This is a genomic window from Ancylobacter defluvii (genome assembly GCF_018390605.1).
GTDB classification, from domain to species: Bacteria; Pseudomonadota; Alphaproteobacteria; order Rhizobiales; family Xanthobacteraceae; genus Ancylobacter; species Ancylobacter defluvii.
Genome location: NZ_JAHBGD010000024.1, coordinates 44,977 through 65,496, shown reverse-complemented (window position 1 = coordinate 65,496; position 20,520 = coordinate 44,977). Strand labels below are relative to the sequence as shown.

The window sequence follows — 20,520 nt, the reverse complement described above, 5'->3', positions numbered from 1 at the left end:
GTGAAATCCCCTCAGGCCAGCTTGCGCAGCGCGACGACGAGGCAGCCATTGACCATGCGGGGTCGGGCAACCTCATAGCGGCCGGGCGGCAGCGAGATTTGCCGCTCGAAGCGGCCTTGCGGCAGTTCGAGGCGATGAATGGTGGCGGTGCGCAGCTCAGGCGGCAGCACCCGGTCGCCGGACAACACCAGCGTGCCGGCGGTGATCGTCACCTGGATGCGGTCGGGATCGACGCCCGGCAGCGCCGCGAAGACCAGGAGCTCGTGCTCGGTCTCGATGAGATCGACCGGCGGCTCCCAATGGACCGCCCGGCCGCGCTGCGGTGCGGGAGCCGGCTGGAACATCTGCCCGCGCAGGCGCTCGGCTCGCGACACCATGGCGAGCGCCTCGGACCACATCCACAGCCGCGGATCTGAATTTCGCATGAAGGCCTCCAAGCGGCTCCCTGGGGAACCGTGCTCCGCGCATATGGGAAGGCGTTTCCCATCTGCCAACTGCCCGGCGAGCGGGGTGAATTACCGGCGCCGGGCAAACCGGCAAGGCGCATCCGCCACCCCGACAAGGGGGCGGACAGCGCAGGGATGGCGTGCATCGATCAGGGGCGGAGCGATGTGGCGGCTGGCGCGGCGGGGGCAGGGGCAGGGGCACGGGGCTGGGGCAGGGATGGAGGCTGGCAGCAATCGACCGGTGATCAGCGCCGGAGCGAATGGCGGTGGTGATCGCTACCCCCAGCGTTGCGGGGCGGGAAGTTAAGAGGCGATGGCAAGGCTCGCCAACACCGTGGCGTGCGCCGGCATGGCCTATGAAGCTGCGCTGGGTCGGCGGCTGCTTCCGTCGCGTTGTCACGGGCGAAGATCCGCTTCGGCGCGAACAGCACCGTGACGACCGCCTCACCGAAGGCAGTCGGCAGGCCGCACGGTGCCCGCGCTGATGTCGGTGCCGACCCGCTGGTCCATGGCTCTCGTTCCCGCCCGTTTCCGCCACGATAGAGCAGGCCGGCCGCGCCCTCTCCATCGCGGACGCGGTTACGCGCCTTTCAGCCGATCCGGGTCGATCGGCAGCTGCCGCAGGCGCTGCCCGGTGGCGGCGAACACCGCATTGACCACCGCGGGGGCGACCCCCGAGGTCGAGGGCTCGCCGATACCGCCCGGGGCCTCGCGGCTCTCGACGATATGCACCTCGATCGCCGGCATCTCCTCGATGCGCAGCGCCTGGTAGCTGTCGAAATTACTCTGCTCGACGCGCCCGTCCTTCAGCGTGATCTGGCCGTAGAGCGCCGCCGACAGGCCGTAGACGATGCCGCCCTGCACCTGCGCCTTCACCGTGTCCGGGTTGATCACCACGCCGCAATCCACCGCGCAGACGATGCGCGACACCTTCACCGCGCCGTCCTTGCCGATCTCCACCTCGGCGACCTGCGCCATATAGGTGCCGAAGCCGAGCAGCAGCGACACGCCGCGTCCGCTGCGCGCCGGCAGGGCACCGCTCCAGCCGGCCTTCTGCGCCGCCAGATCGAGCACGCCGCGCGCCCGTGCATCATTGGCCAGCAGCTCGCGGCGGAACGCCACCGGATCGGCCTTGGCCTCGACGGCGAGCTCGTCCACGAAGCCCTCGACCACGAAGGCGTTGTGGGTGACGCCTACGCCGCGCCACCAGCCGGTTTCCAGGCCTTGCGGCAGCATGTGCCGCACATAGTCGACATGCAGATTGGCGAAGCCATAGGGGCCGGCGGCGCCGTCCACCGCGTCGAAATCGAGGCCGTTGGTGAAGGCCTGCGGCAGCCAGCGCGCCACGATGGAAGAGCCGACCACGCGGTGGCGGAAGCTCGTCACCTTGCCCTGCGCGTCGAGGCCGGCGGCGAACTGGTCGTAATAATAGGGGCGGTAGATGTCGTGCTGGATGTCCTCCTCGCGCGTCCACACCACCTTGACCGGCCCATCGACCTGTTTGGCGATCTTCACCGCCTGGGTGACGCTGTCGACCTCGAGGCGCCGGCCGAAGCCGCCGCCGAGCAGGTGGTTATGCACCGTCACCTTCTCGCGCGGCAGGCCGGTGACCTCGGCAGCGGTCGCCTGCGCCCGGCTCAGCACCTGCGAGCCGACCCACACCTCGCAGGCATCGGGGCGGACATGCACGGTGCAGTTCAGCGGCTCCATGGTGGTATGGGCGAGGAACGGCATCTGGTACGTCGCCTTCACGGTCCGGGCGGCGGCGCGCTCGGCGGCCTCGACATCGCCGACCTTCTTGTCGTCGACCCCCGGCCCGGTGGCGGCCAGCGCTTCCATCTGCCGCACGATCTCCTCGGTGGAGAGCGTGGCGTTCGGCCCCTCGTCCCACTCGATCTTCAGCGCCGCGAGACCCTTCTTGGCCGCGCCCATATGATCGGCGACCACGGCGACGGCGTCGTCGAGCTTGACGACCTGCCGCACGCCCTTCACTGCCCGCGCATCGGTGTCGTCGACGCTCTTCAATTTGCCGCCGAATACGGGACAGGCGGCGACGGTGGCGACCTTCAGTCCCGGCAGCTTGACGTCGATGCCATAGGCGGCGGTGCCGTCGACCTTGCCGGCGGCGTCGAGGCGCTTGGCCGGGGTGCCGATCAGGGTGAACTTGTCCACCGGCTTCAGCGCGACATCCTTCGGCACCGGCATCGCCGCCGCCTTCTCGGCGAGCGAACCATAGCTCGCCTGCCGACCGGAGGCGGGATGCAGGACGACGCCGTGCGCGGCATCGCAGGCGGCCGGATCGACCCCCCACATCTGCGCCGCCGCCGCCACCAGCATGGTGCGCGCGCTGGCTCCCGCCTTGCGCAGCGGCTCATAGAAGCCGCGGATCGAGGTGGAGCCGCCGGTGACCTGGAAGCCGATCGCCGGGTTGCCGTAGAGCTTGTCGTCCGGCGGCGCATGTTCCAGCCGCACCTGGGACAGGTCGATCTGCAGTTCCTCGGCGATCAGCATCGGCAGCGAGGTGTAGGTGCCCTGACCCATCTCGACCTGCGGCATGACGAGGGTGACGGCGCCATCGCTGCCGATGCGGATGAAGGCGTCCGGCGCGAACGGACCGTCGGCCGCCAGCGCCTCGCCGGCGAATTTCGGCAGGCCGATCGAGAGGAGGAGACCGCCGCCGGCGGCAAGCCCGGCGACGAGAAAGCTGCGGCGCGACAGGCCGGCGGCCGGCGTCTCGGCGAATTCCGGCGCCTCGGAAGATGTGCGGGCGGGAGCGAAAGCGTTCAGCATGGTCGCCTCACTTGGTTTCGCTGGCAAGCGACGCCGCGGCGAGCTTCACCGCCTCGCGGATGCGGGCATAGGTGCCGCAGCGGCAGATATTGCCGGACATGGCGTTGTCGATGTCGTCATCGGTCGGCGCCTTGGTGTCGGCGATCAGCGCCGCCGCCGACATGATCTGGCCGGACTGGCAATAGCCGCACTGGACCACGTCGAGGTCGAGCCAGGCCTGCTGGACATGGCGTCCCGCCGGCGCGGCGCCGATCGCCTCGATGGTGGTGATGGCGGATTCACCGACGCTGTCGACGGTGGTGACGCAGGACCGGACCGGCGCGCCATCGAGATGCACGGTGCAGGCGCCGCACAGGGCGGCGCCACAGCCGAATTTCGTGCCGGTCATGCCGAGCACATCGCGTATTACCCAGAGCAGAGGCGTGTCGTCGTCGACATCGACCTCATGGCTCGTGCCGTTGATCTTCAGGGAAAATGACATTGATGCCTCGTAACATCCAGTCGTCCCGCATGGATGCTTGCGATGCCGCCAACAAAACAACCAGTCGACTTGGCCAAACGCAGGCTCTGCGGGGTGCTACACCAGTTCAGCATATACGACGCGATAGGGCTTCCGATCGCAAATTAGCGTAAGTCTAAACTGATGCAACCAAAGGATGACCGGCGCAAACCGAGATATGGCTTGATCGGCGCGGATCGACCCGCCTTCAGGCCCGCGAACGGAACATATGCGCGGGACTGCCAAGGGCGGGGGGGCGCCGGGCCGAGAAGGGTGTCTTTCACGAAGGTGCCGTTACGACCCGGCCGACAAGGATTTCTTTCTCTTGGGCGGTGAGTTGTGGGCATCGGCCTACGCATCGATCCGTCGGGCCGAAAGATATACCTCGCTCGGTTCCGGGCCGGCGGTAGCCTGCGCCGCGCGCATGGCGAATTCCCTCCATTCGTGATCATGGTCAACGCAACGGGGTGTCCACGCATTCCGGGTCGCAGGGGCGGCTGCCGCCGCCCCGTTTCGTTCATGCCGCCTCGCGTTCCGCCAGTCGGGCCCGGATCGATGCCGGCAACTGCCTGGCCGATTTCACGCGAGGCATGTCCAGCTCGGCGATTGAGGCCTCGGGCGCCTCCTGCCAATTGTCGAACCGCCGCCGGGTGACGTTGTCGACGTAGGTTTCCGCCGGGACGCCTTCGACCAAGATCAGGGAATGATCCTCGAGTTCGACATGGTAGTAGACGAACGTCTGCGGCATGTCGGCGTGGCGCATGATGGTTGTGCCGTTCACCAGCGCCCCCGCCTGTACCAGCATGCCGTCGATCAGCAGCGCATGGTCGTTCGACACGCACAGATCGCGGGCCGGTAGATCGCCGCCTAACGCCCCGGCGGTGATACGAATGGGGCAGACCTTCATCGGGTCAGCGAAAATGGTGGAAACGGTCTGCCTGGCGAGCCAGCGGACCGGCTTTGTGGAGCCGTCTGCGGTGAGCACCAGGTCGCCGGCATGCAGGGTTTCGATGGCCACCTCGCCAGAGGGCGTGGCAATCATAGTGCCGGCGAGGAAGCAGACCGGAATCGCCTCGGCTGTGAAGCCATTCAGTGTCGTCCCGACGGGGATGCTTGGGTCGTTTGAGAACAGGTAGTACACGCCATCGCTGTCCGACGCGACGAAGCCGGAGAACGGCGTGGCGTGCCCGAGATAAGTATAGGTTCCATCATAAGTGGATCCTGTAGTCGTATTCGTAAATACGACCGAGAATGTCTCCCCAACGGATACGATGCTGTTATCCACGGATTCTGTGGAATTTGCTTCACTATTGTTTACAATCTCATCTATTTTTCCGGTATTGCTGTTGCCATTCTCATCTAGTACGTACAAATATGCAGTCTGATAAGTGGCCATCTCTTCGCGCTCCGGTTGTGTTGGCAGGTTTTCTCTTCATATTTCTTCCAAAGCAAGAGTGTCTGTCCACGGATTGTCCGACAATAGATAGCCTCTAAAATTGACAGATGGCTTCGCCTTAAATGCTGCATGTGGCTTTTGCGTCACTTGGCGCAAGCGGCTGTCGATCCCATGGGTAACCTCACAGAGGTTTCGCGGCGACCGCATCCTCGGACGGTTGGCCCAGCCGTCTCTGGATGAATCCCGTCCGACTTCGATCGTTTCAGGGTGTAGGCGCCTCGGTCTCCTCCCCCTCACCACGCAAATGCGTTCGCCTATCGCCCGGCAGTGACCACAGCGCCAGCCCCCGCCACATCTGCCAGGGCGTTACAGTCTCGGAGGGCAAACCCGCTGCGGCGCCTTCGCATCGTAGCGGGCCGCCCTGCGATCTTATGGTGTGCCGCAGGTGGGGCTGCCGCAAACGGCCCTGCAGATCGCGGGATTCATGCAGGTGTAGGTCTTGCCGGCGGCGGGCTTGCCTGGCGATGCAGCAAGCTTCGCGGCGGGGGCGTCGAGAGCGCGCATATCGGCATCACGTGCGGTGATCTGACCGCAGGTCGGTGCGCCGCAAACCGCACGGCAAATGGCGGGATTCATGCAGGTGTAAGCGGCGAACGATTGCGACGGGAGAAGTATCGACAGGCACAGACTGGCGACACCGAACGTCAAGATATGAATTTTACGCATATTTTCCTCCAAATTTTATAGTAATTGACTGATGGTCATGGGTACTCGCGGCAGCGAGAATGCCTTGAAGGCCGGGATCGCGTGTCATGTCAGCGGAACAGAGATATCGCGTGAGCGGAACTCGTCGCTTTATCAAGCAACAGGTTCCATGCCATAAACTGGGTTGGTGGAATTGCTTCCAGGGTTCCTGCCATGGCAGCCAGCGGCGAACGGATCGAATTGTCGACGGATGCTCTGGAGGAGCATGACCGGCAGGAATTGATCCGCGACTACTACGGTCGTATTTGCATGCGGCTGGATCTCGTGCCGATTGACGGTAACGAGATGCGCTTCAACTCTGTCACTACGCTATTGCCCGGCATGAGCGTCACCCGCGGGGCGGTGGCGCCGATGGCGTGGGAGCGAACGCAGGCGCTGATGGCCGATGGAAATGACGACCTGGCCGTCTCCTGGATTAGCAGTGGCTGGCGCTTCGACAGTCGGGGCCGACGTACCCTCGAGACCGCCCCCGGCGCGCCCTGCATCATGCCCCTGGATACTCGGTGGCGCGCCGAGGCGCGTGATGGCGAGTGGACGGTCTGCGTTCAACTCTCGCGGCGCCTGCTGGAACCGCTGGTCCGGCATATCGGCGATGTCGGGCCTGACGCGCTTCGTCCCGACGCACCGGAAACGCGGTTGCTGTTCGATTATCTCCACGCGGTGAGCCATACGCCGGTCACGCCGCGGTTGGCGCCACTGGTCTCGCAACACATCGCCGATCTGCTGGCGGCGGCGCTCGGCACCACGCGGGAGGTGGAGGAGATCGTCGCCGGACGCGGCATGCGGGCCGCCCGTTTGCGGGCGATCAAGCAATATATCGAGGAGAACGTGAACAACGCCCGCCTCTCGGCGGAGGTGGTCGGGCGCCATATCGGCGTGAGTCCACGGTACATCCGTCGGCTGTTCGCCGAGGCCGGCAGCAGCCTGTCGGACTACGTCGCCGATCGGCGCCTGACGCTCATCCATGACCGCCTCAGTGACCCCCGTTTCGCAGCCCAGACGATTGCCGACATCGCCTTTGGGCTGGGACTGGTTGAGCCATCTACATTCTATCGCCGTTTCAAGGAGCGCTATGGCGTGACGCCATCGGACGTCAGGGCGGTGACGCGTGAAGCCGGAGACCGCGCCAACACTCGCCCGTAGCGCCGGATTGCCTGCTCCTCGGTATTGCCCCGTTACCCGCCGCCACATCGCCGGTGTCGAGGAACCGGGCGCCGGCGGATTCGAGGGGGTGCCTCACGGTGGCGATGGCATCAGCGCCTGGCGGTTGATGAGGCCGATCGGGTGAGCGAACTGGGCAGCCTGCCGGACGCCCTCGACATGATGGCAGAGGCACTTGAAGCTCATCAGGCCACACCGTTGCATGCGGCCATTGCCTGCGTGCCTGGCGTCTTTGAGGAAATCGAAGGTAGTCCGCCATTCGACCGCTGACCCTCACGCCGCGGCGCGAAGGTGTAGCGGAGCGTCCTGTTGAATGTCGCAAGAAAAGTCGCGCGCCGCGGCCAATCCGCTAACATCGCCTCATGGCGAAGAAAAAAAACAAGCTCACGAGGCTGGCGGCCAGCGGCCGCATTCTGGAACAGATCGCTGCGCTGCCGTTTCGAGTGACGCCGCTCGGGCAGATCGAAATCCTGCTACTCACGTCACGCGACACGCACCGTGCGATCATCCCCAAGGGCTGGCCGATCAACAACCATAAGGATTGGAAATCGGCGCAGGTGGAGGCGCGGCAAGAAGCTGGCGTCATCGGCGAGATTGGTCGCAAGCCCATTGGCCGGTATCGCTACTGGAAGCGACTACAACAGGAGTTCGTGCTGGTGAAGGTACAGGTGTTTCCGTTGGCGGTGACGCGCCAGCTCGTCGATTGGCCGGAACGACACGAGCGCGTTCAACGCTGGTTCCAGGCAGAAGGCGCCGCTCTTCTGGTCGACGAGCCCGAGCTGGGCGGCCTGATCCGCGATTTCGCCGAATCCAAGGTCTGGCGGAAGCTGGCTGCGCGGAACTGAGGGCGGCAGGATGCTTCTCCGCAATACCCTGCGTTACCTCCTCGCCGTGGCAACCCGGTGGCGACAGATGAATGGACAAAGAAAAAGCCGCCCGAAGGCGGCTTTTTCAATATCCTGATATTGCTATCATAGTTTGGTTGCGGGGGCAGGATTTGAACCTGCGGCCTTCAGGTTATGAGCCTGACGAGCTACCGGGCTGCTCCACCCCGCGTCAGAGGCCGGTGCGGCAGTTGCCGTCGGCGATGGCGGGTATCTAGCAATCCCCACCCGTAATTGAAAGGGGGCAGGCGAATATTTGTCGTCCAACTGTCGCCTTTTCGGTGGATTGCTCGCATAATAGCTTGAAGGAAATAGGAAATTTCCATGCGCGCCCATCTGGACAAAGATGCCGTGCCGCCGAAGGGGCCCGCAGCCGCCCCGGCTTCCGGCCTGCTGGGCGCCGCGCTGATGGCGGCGGTCGCCGCGGCTCGCAGCGCGCTGGAACGCGAGGATCCCGCCGAGGCGGTGCATGACGTGCGCAAGGCGTTCAAGCAGTTGCGGGGATTGCTGCGGCTGGTGCGCGGCGCCGGTCGCCGGGACGCCCGTGCCCTGCGCGAGGAGATCGGCACGGCGGCGCGCACGCTGTCCGGTGCCCGCGACAGAGTGGTGATGCGCGAGACGCTCGACCGGCTGGTCGAGAAGGGACGGCTGACCCCGGAGGCTCACCGGGCCGCCGGCGCGGTGCTGGCGGACGGCGGCGGTGAGGCGGCGGAGCCGATCCCGCCTAACGTCCACGCCGGCATGAGTGCTCTTGTCGCGCGATGCGGCAGCGCCGTCGCGGCGATGGGCGGGGCTTCAGGTCCCGAAACCGTGATCGCTGCCATCGCCACCGACTATCAGCGGGCACGCCGGCGCGGCCGATCGATCGACATTTCCGACGACGTCGAGCTGCACGAGTTGCGCAAGGCAGTGATCGCCCATCGCTACCAGATGGAGGTGATCGCGCCGTGCTGGCCGGCTCTCGGCGAGATCTGGGTGAAGGAACTGCAGGACCTGCGCGACAAGCTGGGCCATCACCACGATCTCGCCGTGCTGGTCGAGGCGGTGCTGGCCGAGGGGCCGGCCGAGACTGGCTGGCGCGCCGAGGTGGTGGAGGGCGCGCAGGCGCAGCAGAAGAAGCTGGTTCGCCGCGCCATGCGCCTGCAGGCGTGCCTGTTCGCCGAGCGGCCGAAGCCTTTCGCCCGCCGCATGCGAGCCTATGCGAAGGCGGCTCACGCCGCCGATTGAAGCGGCAGCCGAGATATGAGGCGATAGGGAAGATCATATTGATCTTCTCGAATCGAGAGCGCTTTTCTATCGATGAGTGGCCCGACCATCGGGAGCCGCAAGGAGCGCCGCCATGTTCGTCCGGCAGATGCACTATCTGGTGGCGTTGGCGCGCGAGAAGCATTTCGCCCGCGCCGCGGAAGCCTGCAACGTCTCGCAACCGACGCTGTCGGCCGGCCTGCGCAAGCTGGAGGAAGAACTCGGGCTGCCGCTGGTGGTGCGTGGCCATCGCTTTCTCGGCTTTACCGCCGAGGGCGAACGGGTGCTGGGCTGGGCCCGGCAGATCGTCGCCGATTATGACAGCCTGCGTCAGGAGAAGGCGGACGCGGTCGGCCGGCTTTCCGGCACGCTGCGGGTGGGGGCGATCCCCTCCGTCACCGCGGCGGCGCCGGCGCTGCTGGCGCCGTTCCGCACCCGGCATCCCGGGGTGAAGGTGCAAATGTTCTCGCTGAGTTCGGCGCAGATCCAGCGCGGGCTCGACGAACTGGAGCTCGATGCGGGGATCACCTATCTCGAGAATGAGCCGCTGAGCCGGGTGCGGCGGCTCGACCTCTATGCCGAGCGCTATGTTTACGTGACCCGCGCTACCGAGAAGGTTGCCCGGCGGCGCTCGATCAGCTGGGCGCAGGCGGCGGCGGAGCCGCTGTGCCTGCTCACCCCCGACATGCAGAACCGCCGCATCATCGACCAGGTGCTGGCCGAACTCGGCCTCGCCTCGCAGCCGGAGATCGAGACCAACTCCTTCATGGGCATCTGGGCCTTCGTCCGGCGCGGGCCGTGGGGCAGCATCGTGCCGTCGGCCAGCTTCGCCGGGCTGGGCGAGGGGGGCGGTCTCGTGGCAGTGCCGCTGGTCGAGCCCGAGCACGTGCAGCCGGTCGGCCTCGTCGTCTCCGACCGCGACCCGCTGCCGCCGGTGGCGGCGGCGCTGCTCAAGCTGGCCCGCTCCGGCGGCATGGGAAAGTTTGATTAGAAAATTTCGCGTAAACGCAGATCATTGATTTGCAATATCTATCAATTGTTCACCCCTTTCGATTTGAAGCGCTACCTCCAACCGCGCACTCTGACGGGGTCGACGACGAAGCGGGGCAGCGAGTTCCCGGCCCGCGTCGGCGCGGAGGAGACCCGAAGGCTCCACCTTGCCGGGCATCGACCCCGGAACAGGGCGGGCGGTTCGGATCAGGACAGGCACCGATACCTTTCGGCCGGCTGCGCATGCAGCGGGAACGCCTCCGCTCACCCCAACGGTCCGCGGGGACCAACAGGAGGAGATACCGACATGGCCAAGGTTCTGTGTGTTCTGTACGACGATCCGATCGACGGCTACCCCAAGACCTATGCGCGCGACGGCCTGCCGAAGATCGACCATTATCCGGGCGGCCAGACCCTGCCGACGCCGAAGGCGATCGACTTCGTCCCCGGCACCATGCTCGGCTCGGTCTCCGGTGAGCTCGGCCTGCGCAAATATCTCGAATCCAACGGCCACACGCTGGTGGTGACCTCCGACAAGGACGGCCCGGACTCGGTGTTCGAGAAGGAGCTCGTCGATGCCGACATCGTGATCTCCCAGCCGTTCTGGCCGGCCTACCTCACGCCCGAGCGCATCGCCAAGGCGAAGAACCTGAAGCTGGCGCTGACCGCCGGCATCGGTTCCGACCATGTCGACCTGCAATCGGCCATCGACCGCAACATCACCGTGGCCGAGGTCACCTACTGCAACTCGATCAGCGTCGCCGAGCATGTGGTGATGATGATCCTCGGCCTGGTGCGCAACTACCTTCCCGCGCATGACTGGGCCCGCAAGGGCGGCTGGAACATCGCCGACTGCGTGGCGCATTCCTACGATCTCGAAGCCATGAGCGTCGGCACCGTCGCCGCCGGCCGCATCGGCCTCGCCGTACTGCGCCGCCTGGCGCCGTTCGACGTGAAGCTGCACTACACCGACCGCCACCGCCTGCCGGAATCGGTCGAGAAGGAACTGAACCTCACCTGGCACGACTCGCCGAAGGACATGTACCCGCATTGCGACGTGGTGACGCTGAACTGCCCGCTGCATCCCGAGACCGAGCACATGGTCAATGACGAGACGCTGAAGCTGTTCAAGCGCGGCGCCTATATCGTCAACACCGCCCGCGGCAAGCTGTGCGACCGCGACGCCATCGCCCGTGCGCTGGAGAACGGCCAGCTCGCCGGCTATGCCGGCGATGTGTGGTTCCCGCAGCCGGCGCCGGCCGACCATCCCTGGCGCACCATGGCGTGGAACGGCATGACCCCGCATATGTCCGGCACCTCGCTCACCGCCCAGAGCCGCTATGCGGCCGGCACGCGCGAGATCCTGGAGTGCTTCTTCGAGGGTCGTGCGATCCGCGACGAATATCTGATCGTGCAGGGCGGCAATCTCGCCGGCGTCGGCGCGCATTCCTACTCCAAGGGCAATGCCACCGGCGGTTCGGAAGAGGCCGCGAAGTTCAAGAAGGCGAGCTGACGCCTCTCGCTATCGGCATGCGGGCGCCGTCTGCGCGGCGATCGCATGCCGCTCCCGAAGGGGCGCGCTTCAGCGGCCCTTTCCCACACCGTGCGTACTCGGAGAACTTGCGCGCCCGCTTCCAAAGCGGGCGCGTTTTGTCGTTCAGGCCGGACGCTCGATGGCGTCGAGGAAATAGTCGACGCCGAGCTGCACCATCGGCGGCTGCGAGGCATGCGGCCCGTCATGCTCGACATAGGTGAGCTCGTAGCCGGCCGCCCGCAGCTTGGCGGCATGCGAGCGGCCGGCGGTGCGGATCGGCGTCTGGGTGTCGTTCTGGCCGTGGGCGATGAACACCTTCGGCTCGCCCTCCTGCGCCAGCACCGTCATGAAGCCGGCGGAGAAGGCGAGGATGTGGCTGACCAGATGGCCGTTCGACAGGCCGGTGGATAGCGAGTAGCTGCCGCCATCGGAATGGCCGGCAAAGGCGAAATGCCCCGGATCCAGGGTGAAGCGCGACGCCACTTCGGCAAAGCCGATGTCCAGCCGCTCACGGTCGGGGCCATTGCCGGCGATGACGATGTCCCAGGTGGGGAACAGCGATTGCGGCACCAGCAGCAGGAAGCCGCGCGCCTCGGCATGGTGGCGCATGATCGGCAGGATCTTCTCGGCACTGCCGCCGCCGCCGTGGAACAGCGACATGAACGGCGTCGGCCGCGCCGGATCGATGCCTTCCGGCACGATCAGCACATAATCGCGTTCATCGAACAGGCCGAGATCGTGCCGGCCGGGCGGCAGCGGCGGCTTGGTCGGGGCGGCGTGCTGGAACTGGAGGCGGCCGAGGAGGGAGAGATCAAGCATGGCGCGCACCATAATGCGGTGCCCGGCGCAGGCAAAGCGGCAGGGCGCCGCGGCCATGCCGGTTTCGCCTGATGCCGGCCTTGGCGCTATCCCCCGCAACCCTCTCCTACAGTTGTCACCGCCGCGGCCATGTCCGGCCCGCAGGGCAGGCATGGCCCGCCGGGTCTTTGCTTCGTCGCGGGCGGGGGGTATGTCCCATCCCGCCGGACCGGTGCACACCGAATCGTCCGGCAGCTTGCGTTCCGGTGCCGGGCCGCATCCGCGTTTTCTCGCCATTGGTCTGCAATGCCGTTCCGCGACAAGCTGCTCGCCCTCACCGTCGTCTGCCTGTGGGCGTTCAACATGATCGTCATCAAGCTCGGGGTGGCGGAGATCCCGCCGCTGCTGACGACGGCGTTGCGCTTTACCCTGGTCTCGCTGCTTCTGGTGCCGTTCACCCGCATCACGCGCCGGCAATTGCCCGGCGTGCTGCTGGTGTCCTTCACCTTCGGCACCATCCATTTCGGCCTGTTGTTCACGGCGCTGGAACATGCCGAGGCCGGCACCAGCGCGGTGGTGCTGCAACTGGGGGCCCCGATCGCGACGGTGCTGGCCTGCTTGCTGCTGCGCGAGCCGCTGGGGCTGACGCGCTCCGCCGGCCTCGCGATCTCGGTGGCCGGCATATTGGTGCTGGCGATCGGCCCGACCCTGCCGCCGGCCTCTGCGCTGGTGCTGCTATTGATCAGCGCCACCGGCTGGGCGGTGACCAATCTCATCGTCAAGCAGGTGGAGGGCATCCGCCCGATGGCGATGATGGGCTGGTCGTCGCTGTTCTCGGTGCCGCAATTGCTGCTGGCGTCGTGGATATTGGAAGCCGACCACTGGGGCATGGTCGCGACCGCCGGCTGGAACGGCTGGTTCTCGGTGGTCTACAGCGCCGTCGGCTCCTCGATCATCGGCTACGGCATCTGGTACTGGCTGCTGCAGCGGCATTCGATCAATGCGGTGGTGCCGTATTCGATGCTCAACCCGCTGCTCACCGTGCTGTTCGGCATCGTGCTGATCGGCGACGATCCCTCGCCGGTGAAGATGATCGGCGCGCTGATCATGGTGGTCGGCGTCGCCCTCATCCTGCGCAAGCCGACGCCGACGCTGCCCGACGCCGCCGAATAGGCTGTCCGGCCGGGAGACCCGGCCGGACGATCGCGGCATCTATCTCACTTCGCCTTCAGGAACTCGCCGACCTCGAGCAGGATCAGCTCGTTGTCGTCGGCCTTCTTCGGGTCGCGCGAGGAGGAGAACGGCAGGTTGTTGTCGTTGCCGACCACGATGTGGGTGGCATCGACGACGTCCACGTCCTCGATGGTGAAGAACGGGAAGGCGAGCTTGCCGTCGGTGAGCGGCTTGCGCGACTTCTTGTCCGGGTCGGCGATGGCCATCAGGTCGATATGGCCGATCTTGCGCACCAGGCCGCCGGCATTGGCGTCGGTGAGCTCGATCTTGTAGATGCGCTTGAACTTGGCGAGGTCGTGGAAGCAGTCCGGCCCCTTGGTGCCGGCGGCGCAGGCCTTGTCGCCGGTGCCTTCGCCATTGTCGCGCTCGATGATCAGGCCAGTGGTGCCGTCGATCATGTTGAAGTCGCCGATGGCGTTGCCGTTCTGCTCCAGCGGGTACTGCCAGATGCGGCCGGTCCACTTCTGCCCGGCGACGTCGAATTCGAGGATCGGCAGGAATTCCTTGCCCTCGGCGGTCTTCTGCCAATCCTTCTTCGCCGCGTCCCACAGCGGGCCTTCGAGCAGCGCGTAGAGGAACTTGCCATCCTTGGAGGCGGCCATGCCCTCATAGCCCTTGGAGCGGCGGGCGTTGAACTCGGCCGTGGCGTTCGGCGCGCCGGCCGAGGTGACGGCGTAATGGTCGGGCGAGCGCACCGGGGTTTCGCCGGCGACGGTCTCGAAGACGCCGAGCACCTTGCCGCTCTTGTCGGCCCGGATCAGGTAGGGGCCGAATTCCTCGCCGATCCAGAAGTCGTCGCCGATGATCTGGAAGCTTTCGGGGTCGAAGTCGGCGCCGGTGAGGTAGCGCTTCTCGGTGCCCTCATGGACGATGCGGAACGGCACCTTCTTGTCCGGATCGGTGAGGAAGACGGTCTCGAGGCGCTCGAACCGGCCGGTCTGCCAGTCGATCTTGTAGCGGTTGAGGTAGAGCGCCGAATCCGGGCTGTTGGCCTTCGCGCCCATGCCGTTGTCGGTGATGATCCAGAAGCTGCCATCCGCCATCACCTTGATGCCGGAATGGCCCTGAAGCGGCTGGCCCTTGAACGGCACCGACACGCCGGTGGGGCGGCCGGCCGACTTGCCTTCCACCGTGCCGATCGCCTCGACCCGCTTGCCGGTGGTGTATTTGCCGGAGGTCTTGAGGTCGGCCGGGGCGTCGGCGGGCACCTCGACAAAGCTCTCCGCCGGCAGCACGGCATGGCCGGCGAGCGTGGCGGGGAAAGCCTGGTCGGCGTGCGCGGCCGGCGCCAGCGCGACCAGTGCCAGGGCGGCACCGGCGAGCAGGGACGCACGGAACGAGGTGCGGGTCATGGCGGGTCTCCTGAAGGAACGTGCGGCGCGGGCGCCGCGATGCCCCCTCCTGTGACGCCGGAGCGTGTCGGTGACGTAACGTCCCGATGACGCGTCGGTGACGCCGCCTCCCGCCGCTCAGGCCGCCTGCTGCGCCGGCAGGCAGGCGAGGCAGATCTGCTCGATGTGCCGGTAATCGGTGCCGCAGCAGCCGCCGAGCACCGTGAGATGGCGCATCCGGTCCCGCAGGCTGCGATATTGGTGGCCCAACTGCACCGGGTCGCCGGCATCGAGGTCGGGCGCCGCATCGAGTTCGGCATGGCTGCGGGAAGACGCATTGGCCCGCACCCCGCGCACCCGGTCGAGCCAGTCGCCACCCGTAGCGATCAGGTTCTCGAAATGGGTCGGGTGGGCGCAGTTGATCATGAAGTAGGCCGGCGCGGCGCCGCTCTCGGCATCCACCTGCTCCACCGCCTCGCGAAGGTTCTGGCCGGAGGGAAGCCGCCCGTCGGTCTCCAGCGTGAAGGAGATCACCGAGGGCAGGTTCACCGCCTTGGCGGCCAGCGCGATGCCGACTGCCTCCTCGACATAGTTGAGCGTGTAGGCGCCCACCATGTCGGCCTCGCTGTCGGCGAAGGTCTCGATCTGAGCGGCGTGGTAGTGCGCCGCCTGCTCGGCGGTCATGATGGTGCCGGTCTGGTAGCCGTCGCCGCGCGGGCCGACCACGCCGCTCACCACCATTCGCGAGGCGGGGGTTTCGTAGCGCTGCCGCAGCTCGACCAGCAGGTCGATGGCCCGGCGGTTCACATCGGCGAGGGCGGCGGCATCGAAGCCGAGCCTGGCGCCCCAATCGGCATTGGCCCGCCAGGTCGGCGCGTCGAGTACGAAGCCGACCCCTCGCGCGCAGGCGAGTTCGGCGAAGCGCGTGTAATAGGCCCGCAGCCGATCGCGTCCGTTCTCATCCTTCATCAGGTCGAAGGAGGCGAAACAGGGCAGGTCGATGCCTTCGTGAAAGATGAAGGTGGTCTCCATGCCGGCATCCATGATGAAGATGTCGTCGGACAGCAGTGGCAGGGCGTGGCGATACTTGGGCATTTTGATCCTCCCGGCGAGTGGCGGGTGCACTGAGGCGTCCCCGGTTTCGCGGCGGATTGTGCCGGATTTGGCTGCCGCGCCTAGCGTTCGCATGGTCCAGTACGGGGCGCGTCGCGATTTTACGTGACGGAACGGCCATTTATGACGACGACGCGCCTGCGGGTCGGCCGCTTTCCCACCGGGCGCGTGCGACGAGCTTTACCTATGGTACAGTAACGTCATGTCCCAGTCCCAGTCCGAGCTGCTGCCGCGACGGCGCAGCATCGACACGCGCAAGCGCCTGCTCGACCTCGCCGAGCAGCAGGTGCTGGCCAAGGGATTCGTCGCCACCTCGATCGAGGAACTGGTCGCCGGCGTCGGCATCACCAAGAGCGGCTTCTTCTATCATTTCAAGGACAAGAACGACCTGGCGCGGGCGCTGCTGGAACGGCACATCGTGCGCGAGCGCGAATTGCTCGACGACCTGTTCCGTCGTGCCGACGAACTCAACGACGATCCGCTGCATGGCTTCCTGGTGGCGCTGCGCCTGTTCGCGGAAATGATGGCGGCGCTGCCGGAGGCGCATCCGGGCTGTATCGCCGCGACGCTCTGCTACCAGGACCAGCTGTTCGACCGCACCATCCACGAGCTCAACGCCCAGAGCGTGCTGTCCTGGCGGGTGCGGTTCCGCGAGCGCTTCGCCCGGATCGTCGCGGCCTATCCGCCGGCGGAACCGGTCGATCTCGATGCCCTCGCCGACATGATGTCGACGCTGATCGAAGGCGGGCTGGTGATGGGACGGGCACTGCGCGACCCGTCCATCCTGCCGCGGCAAGTCCTGCTGTTCCGCGATTTCGTGCGGCTGACCTTCCGGCCCTGAGGCAGGCCCCTCGACGCGGCGACGTCGTTGGGGCTCTATGCAGCCATGAGTCTCGACCTTCCCATCGCTCCGCCGCCGGCCCGCGCCTTTCTCGGCGTCGCCCGCTCGGCGACCGACCGCTTCTGGCGCGATCGGCTCGATGCGCGCGGTGCTTCCCTCGCGCTTGCCATCGCCCAGCGTCACGGCGTGCCGGAATTGCTCGCCCGCGTGCTCGCCGGCCGCGGCGTCGGCCTCGACGAGGTGCCGGCCTATCTCGACCCGACGGTCAAGCATCTGCTGCCCGATCCCGACACGCTGACCGACATGCCGCCGGCGGTGGCGCGGCTTGCCGACGCGGTGACGGGCGGCGAGAAGGTGGCGGTGTTCGGCGACTATGATGTCGACGGCGCCACCGCCACCGCGCTGCTGGTGGAAGTGCTGCGCGCCGGCGGGCTCGACCCGGCTTTCCATATTCCCGACCGCATCTTCGAGGGCTACGGACCGAACATCCCGGCCATCGAGGCGTTGCGCGCCGCCGGGGCAAGCCTGCTGGTCACCGTCGACTGCGGCACCATGAGCTTCGAGCCCTTCGCCCGTGCCGCCGAGATCGGCCTCGACGTGGTGGTGGTGGACCACCATCAGGCCGGGGAGACGCTACCGCCGGTGGCGGCGCTGGTGAATCCCAACCGCGTCGACGACCTTTCCGGCCTCGGCCATCTTTGCGCCGTCGGCCTGGTCTTCGTCACCGTCGTCGGGCTGGTGCGCGAATTGCGCAGGCGCGGCTGGTGGAGTACCGAGCGGCCGGCGCCGGACCTGCTCGCCATGCTGGACCTTGTGGCATTGGGCACGGTGGCGGATGTGGTGCCGCTGACCGGCCTCAACCGCGCCTTCGTCACCAAGGGTCTGGCCGTGCTGCGCCGGCGCGACCGGCCGGGACTGACGGCGCTGATGGATGCGGCGCGGCTCTCCGGCCCGCCCAAGGCCTGGCACCTCGGCTTCCTGCTGGGGCCGCGCATCAATGCCGGCGGGCGGATCGGCGACGCGGCGCTCGGGACAAGGCTGCTGCTGAGCCACGACCCGATCGAGGCCGGCGCGCTCGCCGCCGAGCTCGACCGGCTGAACGCCGAGCGGCAAGTGGTGGAGAAGACCATCGTCGCCCAGGCCGAGGCCGAGGCGGAGGCCGCGCTCGGCCGCGAGGGAGCGAGCCCGGTGATCCTGGCGAGCGGGCAGGGCTGGCACCCCGGCGTGGTCGGGCTGGTGGCGGCGCGGCTGAAGGAGAAGTTCGGCCGGCCGGCCTTCGCGATCGCCTTCACCGGCGCGCATGGTGCCGGTTCGGCACGCTCCATTCCCGGCGTCGATGTCGGCCGCGCCGTGCGCGGGGCGGTGGAGCGCGGGCTGCTGGTGAAGGGCGGCGGCCATGCCATGGCGGCGGGGCTCACGGTGGAGCGCGAACAGCTCGGGGCGTTGCGCGCCTATCTGGAAGAAGAACTGGCGAGCCCGGTGGAGCGCGCCCGCCATGTCGACGAGACGGTGATCGATGGTGCCTTGTCCGCCGGCGCGGCGACGCCCGAACTGATCGAGCTGGTCGAGCGTGCCGGCCCCTATGGCGCCGGCAATCCGTCGCCGGTCTTCGCCTTTCCCGCGCACCGCATCGTTTATGCCGAGGCCGGCAGCGCCGATCAGGTGCGCGTGCGGCTGCGCGCCGCCGACGGCGCGGTGCTCTCGGGCGTCGCCTTTCGCGCGGCGTCGACACCGCTCGGCGAGGCGCTGCTGGGCAGCCGAGGGCAGACCCGCCACGTCACCGGCATGCTGGAGGTCGACAGCTGGCAGGGGAGGGCGCAGCCGAGCCTGCGCATCTCCGATGTCGCCGATCCGCAAAAGACGTGACGGGGCAAGGGGCTGCCGGGCGCGGCGGAATCGGTTCCTTCGCGGCCGGGACTCTGCCGTTGCGCGGGGAGGGGCGGCGGAATCGCACTCGGAGCCGTTTCCGCCAAGCTCTTGATGCGACTCGATGAACGCCGCCTGCCTTCCGCCGCCCGCCCCGCCTTGATTCAAAGCCTCAGCCGATGGTGCCAATGACCGGAAACGACTCGTCTTTCACCGCCCGTCCCGTCGTATCGATCATCGGTGCCGGCCCGGCCGGCCTCCTCGCCGCCGAAGTGCTCGGCGAGGCGGGGGCGCAGGTGACGGTCCATGACCGGATGGCGGCGCCGGCGCGCAAATTCCTGATGGCCGGTCGCGGCGGGCTCAACCTCACCCATTCCGAGCCGCGCGAGCGCTTTCTCGCCCGCTATGGCGCGGCGACGGAGTGGCTCGCTCCGATGATCGACGCCTTCCCGCCGGCCCGCCTGCGTGGCTGGGTGGAGGGCCTGGGCGAGCCGAGCTTCGTCGGCTCCAGCGGCCGGGTGTTCCCGAAAAGCTTCAAGGCCTCGCCGCTGCTGCGCGCCTGGCTGCGGCGGCTGGACGGGCTGGGCGTGACCTTCGCGCCGCGCCAGCTCTGGCTGGGTTGGGACGAGGCCGGGCGTCTGCGCTTCTCGACCCCGGAGGGCGAGATCGCGCAGGCCGCCGATGCCACGCTGCTGGCGCTCGGCGGAGCGAGCTGGCCGCGGCTCGGCACTGATGGCGGCTGGGTGCCGCTGCTGGCGGAGACGGGAGCGGAACTGCGGCCGCTGCGGCCGGCCAATGCCGGGGTGGTGGTGGCGTGGAGCGAGATGTTCCGCCAGCGCTTCGCCGGCGAGCCGCTGAAGCGCATCGGTCTGGCCGCCGGCGGGCGGCGGCTGCGCGGCGAGGCGGTCATCACCGAGCAGGGGCTGGAAGGCGGCGGCATCTATGCGCTCACCGACCGGCTGCGCGACGCATTGGCGGCCGGCGAGGCGGTGCTGACCCTCGACCTGCGGCCGGATCTCGCCGCCGAGGTGCTGGCGCAGCGCATCGCGCAGGGACGCAAGGGCGAGTCGCTGTCCAACCGGCTGCGCAAGGCGGGGCTGCCTGCCGTGGCGTTGGGGCTGATGCGCGAGGCCGCGCCGCAGTTTCCCGCCGATCCGGCCGGTATCGCCGCGCTGGCCAAGGCGGTGCCACTACGAATCTCGGCCCTTGCCGGCATCGAGCGGGCGATCTCCTCCGCCGGCGGCATCACCCGGCGGGCACTGACCGACGAACTGATGCTGCGGGCGCGGCCGGGGGTGTTCGCCGCCGGCGAAATGCTGGACTGGGAGGCCCCGACCGGCGGCTATCTGCTGCAGGGCTGTTTCGCCACCGGCTGGCGGGCGGCGACCGGCATGGCGAGCCGGCTGGGGCTGCCTACACCGGCGGCGTGGCAGGGCAATGGGGAGCGCGATTGGGATGCGTCCGACAGGCAAGGGAGCGAAGGAATGGCGCGGGACGGCAGCTGAGGGAGCGCGTGCCACCGTCCCGCGCAGCTCACGAGACCAGCCGGGAAAACGGCCTCGCGAACGGTTCGATCCAAGGTCCTCGTTCGACGGTCACGGTGCCGTTGAGGACTTGACGATTTTAAT

Annotated in this window: 18 protein-coding genes and 1 tRNA gene; 10 read left to right on the top strand and 9 right to left on the bottom strand. The window is 67.4% G+C overall.

Features of this window, described 5'->3' with window-relative positions; genetic code table 11:
- Positions 1-11: 11 nt before the first annotated feature.
- The 5 genes from KHC24_RS16595 to KHC24_RS16575 form a co-directional block, all read right to left on the bottom strand.
- The gene (locus tag KHC24_RS16595; RefSeq protein ID WP_213364438.1) at positions 12-425 is read right to left on the bottom strand and encodes an Hsp20/alpha crystallin family protein; all 414 of its coding nucleotides are present in this window, start codon (positions 423-425) and stop codon (positions 12-14) included.
- A 600-nt stretch (positions 426-1,025) separates the two neighbouring features.
- Positions 1,026-3,236 (bottom strand): xanthine dehydrogenase family protein molybdopterin-binding subunit, encoded by a 2,211-nt coding sequence (locus KHC24_RS16590; protein WP_213364437.1) that lies wholly within the window; start codon positions 3,234-3,236, stop codon positions 1,026-1,028.
- Positions 3,237-3,243: 7 nt separating this feature from the next.
- Positions 3,244-3,717, bottom strand: a complete 474-nt coding sequence (locus KHC24_RS16585; protein ID WP_213364436.1) for a (2Fe-2S)-binding protein — start codon at positions 3,715-3,717, stop codon at positions 3,244-3,246.
- 535 nt (positions 3,718-4,252) lie between these two features.
- Positions 4,253-5,131 (bottom strand): Hint domain-containing protein, encoded by an 879-nt coding sequence (locus tag KHC24_RS16580; RefSeq protein ID WP_213364435.1) that lies wholly within the window; start codon positions 5,129-5,131, stop codon positions 4,253-4,255.
- A 429-nt stretch (positions 5,132-5,560) separates the two neighbouring features.
- Positions 5,561-5,857 carry a hypothetical protein gene (locus KHC24_RS16575; protein ID WP_213364434.1) on the bottom strand — a complete coding sequence of 99 codons (297 nt, stop codon included), beginning with the start codon at positions 5,855-5,857 and terminating at the stop codon, positions 5,561-5,563.
- A 192-nt stretch (positions 5,858-6,049) separates the two neighbouring features.
- Between KHC24_RS16575 and KHC24_RS16570 the strand changes: the two genes are divergently transcribed.
- From KHC24_RS16570 to KHC24_RS16560, 3 genes are all read left to right on the top strand, one after another.
- Positions 6,050-7,039 carry an AraC family transcriptional regulator gene (locus KHC24_RS16570; RefSeq protein ID WP_213364433.1) on the top strand — a complete coding sequence of 330 codons (990 nt, stop codon included), beginning with the start codon at positions 6,050-6,052 and terminating at the stop codon, positions 7,037-7,039.
- Between the two features lie 141 nt (positions 7,040-7,180).
- Positions 7,181-7,327 (top strand): hypothetical protein, encoded by a 147-nt coding sequence (locus KHC24_RS16565; RefSeq protein WP_213364432.1) that lies wholly within the window; start codon positions 7,181-7,183, stop codon positions 7,325-7,327.
- Between the two features lie 92 nt (positions 7,328-7,419).
- Positions 7,420-7,902: an NUDIX hydrolase gene (locus tag KHC24_RS16560; protein WP_213364431.1), complete on the top strand. Its 483-nt coding sequence runs from the start codon at positions 7,420-7,422 to the stop codon at positions 7,900-7,902.
- A gap of 134 nt (positions 7,903-8,036) precedes the next feature.
- Here KHC24_RS16560 and KHC24_RS16555 read toward each other — a convergent pair.
- Positions 8,037-8,113: transfer RNA gene (locus KHC24_RS16555), tRNA-Met, on the bottom strand.
- Positions 8,114-8,265: 152 nt separating this feature from the next.
- Here KHC24_RS16555 and KHC24_RS16550 point away from each other — a divergent pair.
- The 3 genes from KHC24_RS16550 (at position 8,266) to KHC24_RS16540 (ending at position 11,689) form a co-directional block, all read left to right on the top strand.
- Complete coding sequence (locus KHC24_RS16550; protein ID WP_213364430.1) at positions 8,266-9,168, top strand: CHAD domain-containing protein; 903 nt, start codon at positions 8,266-8,268, stop codon at positions 9,166-9,168.
- 112 nt (positions 9,169-9,280) lie between these two features.
- Positions 9,281-10,177 (top strand): LysR family transcriptional regulator, encoded by an 897-nt coding sequence (locus tag KHC24_RS16545; RefSeq protein ID WP_213364429.1) that lies wholly within the window; start codon positions 9,281-9,283, stop codon positions 10,175-10,177.
- A 306-nt stretch (positions 10,178-10,483) separates the two neighbouring features.
- On the top strand, positions 10,484-11,689 hold the full coding sequence (locus KHC24_RS16540) for an NAD-dependent formate dehydrogenase (RefSeq protein WP_213364428.1): 1,206 nt from the start codon (positions 10,484-10,486) through the stop codon (positions 11,687-11,689).
- 144 nt (positions 11,690-11,833) lie between these two features.
- Here KHC24_RS16540 and KHC24_RS16535 read toward each other — a convergent pair whose 3' ends face one another.
- The gene (locus tag KHC24_RS16535; RefSeq protein ID WP_246547081.1) at positions 11,834-12,529 is read right to left on the bottom strand and encodes an alpha/beta hydrolase; all 696 of its coding nucleotides are present in this window, start codon (positions 12,527-12,529) and stop codon (positions 11,834-11,836) included.
- Positions 12,530-12,814: 285 nt separating this feature from the next.
- On the opposite strand from KHC24_RS16535, the gene KHC24_RS16530 reads away from it, so the two are divergent.
- Complete coding sequence (locus KHC24_RS16530; protein WP_213364427.1) at positions 12,815-13,681, top strand: DMT family transporter; 867 nt, start codon at positions 12,815-12,817, stop codon at positions 13,679-13,681.
- A 44-nt stretch (positions 13,682-13,725) separates the two neighbouring features.
- On the opposite strand, the gene KHC24_RS16525 is transcribed toward KHC24_RS16530, so the two are convergent.
- Entirely contained in the window at positions 13,726-15,093 is a 1,368-nt protein-coding gene (locus KHC24_RS16525) for an esterase-like activity of phytase family protein (RefSeq protein WP_213364426.1), read from the bottom strand.
- Between the two features lie 117 nt (positions 15,094-15,210).
- On the bottom strand, positions 15,211-16,167 hold the full coding sequence (locus tag KHC24_RS16520; protein ID WP_213364425.1) for a homocysteine S-methyltransferase family protein: 957 nt from the start codon (positions 16,165-16,167) through the stop codon (positions 15,211-15,213).
- Between the two features lie 220 nt (positions 16,168-16,387).
- Here KHC24_RS16520 and KHC24_RS16515 point away from each other — a divergent pair, with 220 nt between their 5' ends.
- The 3 genes from KHC24_RS16515 to KHC24_RS16505 all read left to right on the top strand — a co-directional run bounded on the left by KHC24_RS16515 (position 16,388) and on the right by KHC24_RS16505 (position 20,397).
- Positions 16,388-17,026 carry a TetR/AcrR family transcriptional regulator gene (locus KHC24_RS16515; RefSeq protein ID WP_213364424.1) on the top strand — a complete coding sequence of 213 codons (639 nt, stop codon included), beginning with the start codon at positions 16,388-16,390 and terminating at the stop codon, positions 17,024-17,026.
- 45 nt (positions 17,027-17,071) lie between these two features.
- Positions 17,072-18,892, top strand: coding sequence for a single-stranded-DNA-specific exonuclease RecJ (gene recJ, locus KHC24_RS16510; protein WP_213364423.1), 1,821 nt, complete (start codon positions 17,072-17,074; stop codon positions 18,890-18,892).
- 179 nt (positions 18,893-19,071) lie between these two features.
- On the top strand, positions 19,072-20,397 hold the full coding sequence (locus tag KHC24_RS16505; protein ID WP_373878578.1) for a TIGR03862 family flavoprotein: 1,326 nt from the start codon (positions 19,072-19,074) through the stop codon (positions 20,395-20,397).
- Positions 20,398-20,520: the final 123 nt, after the last annotated feature.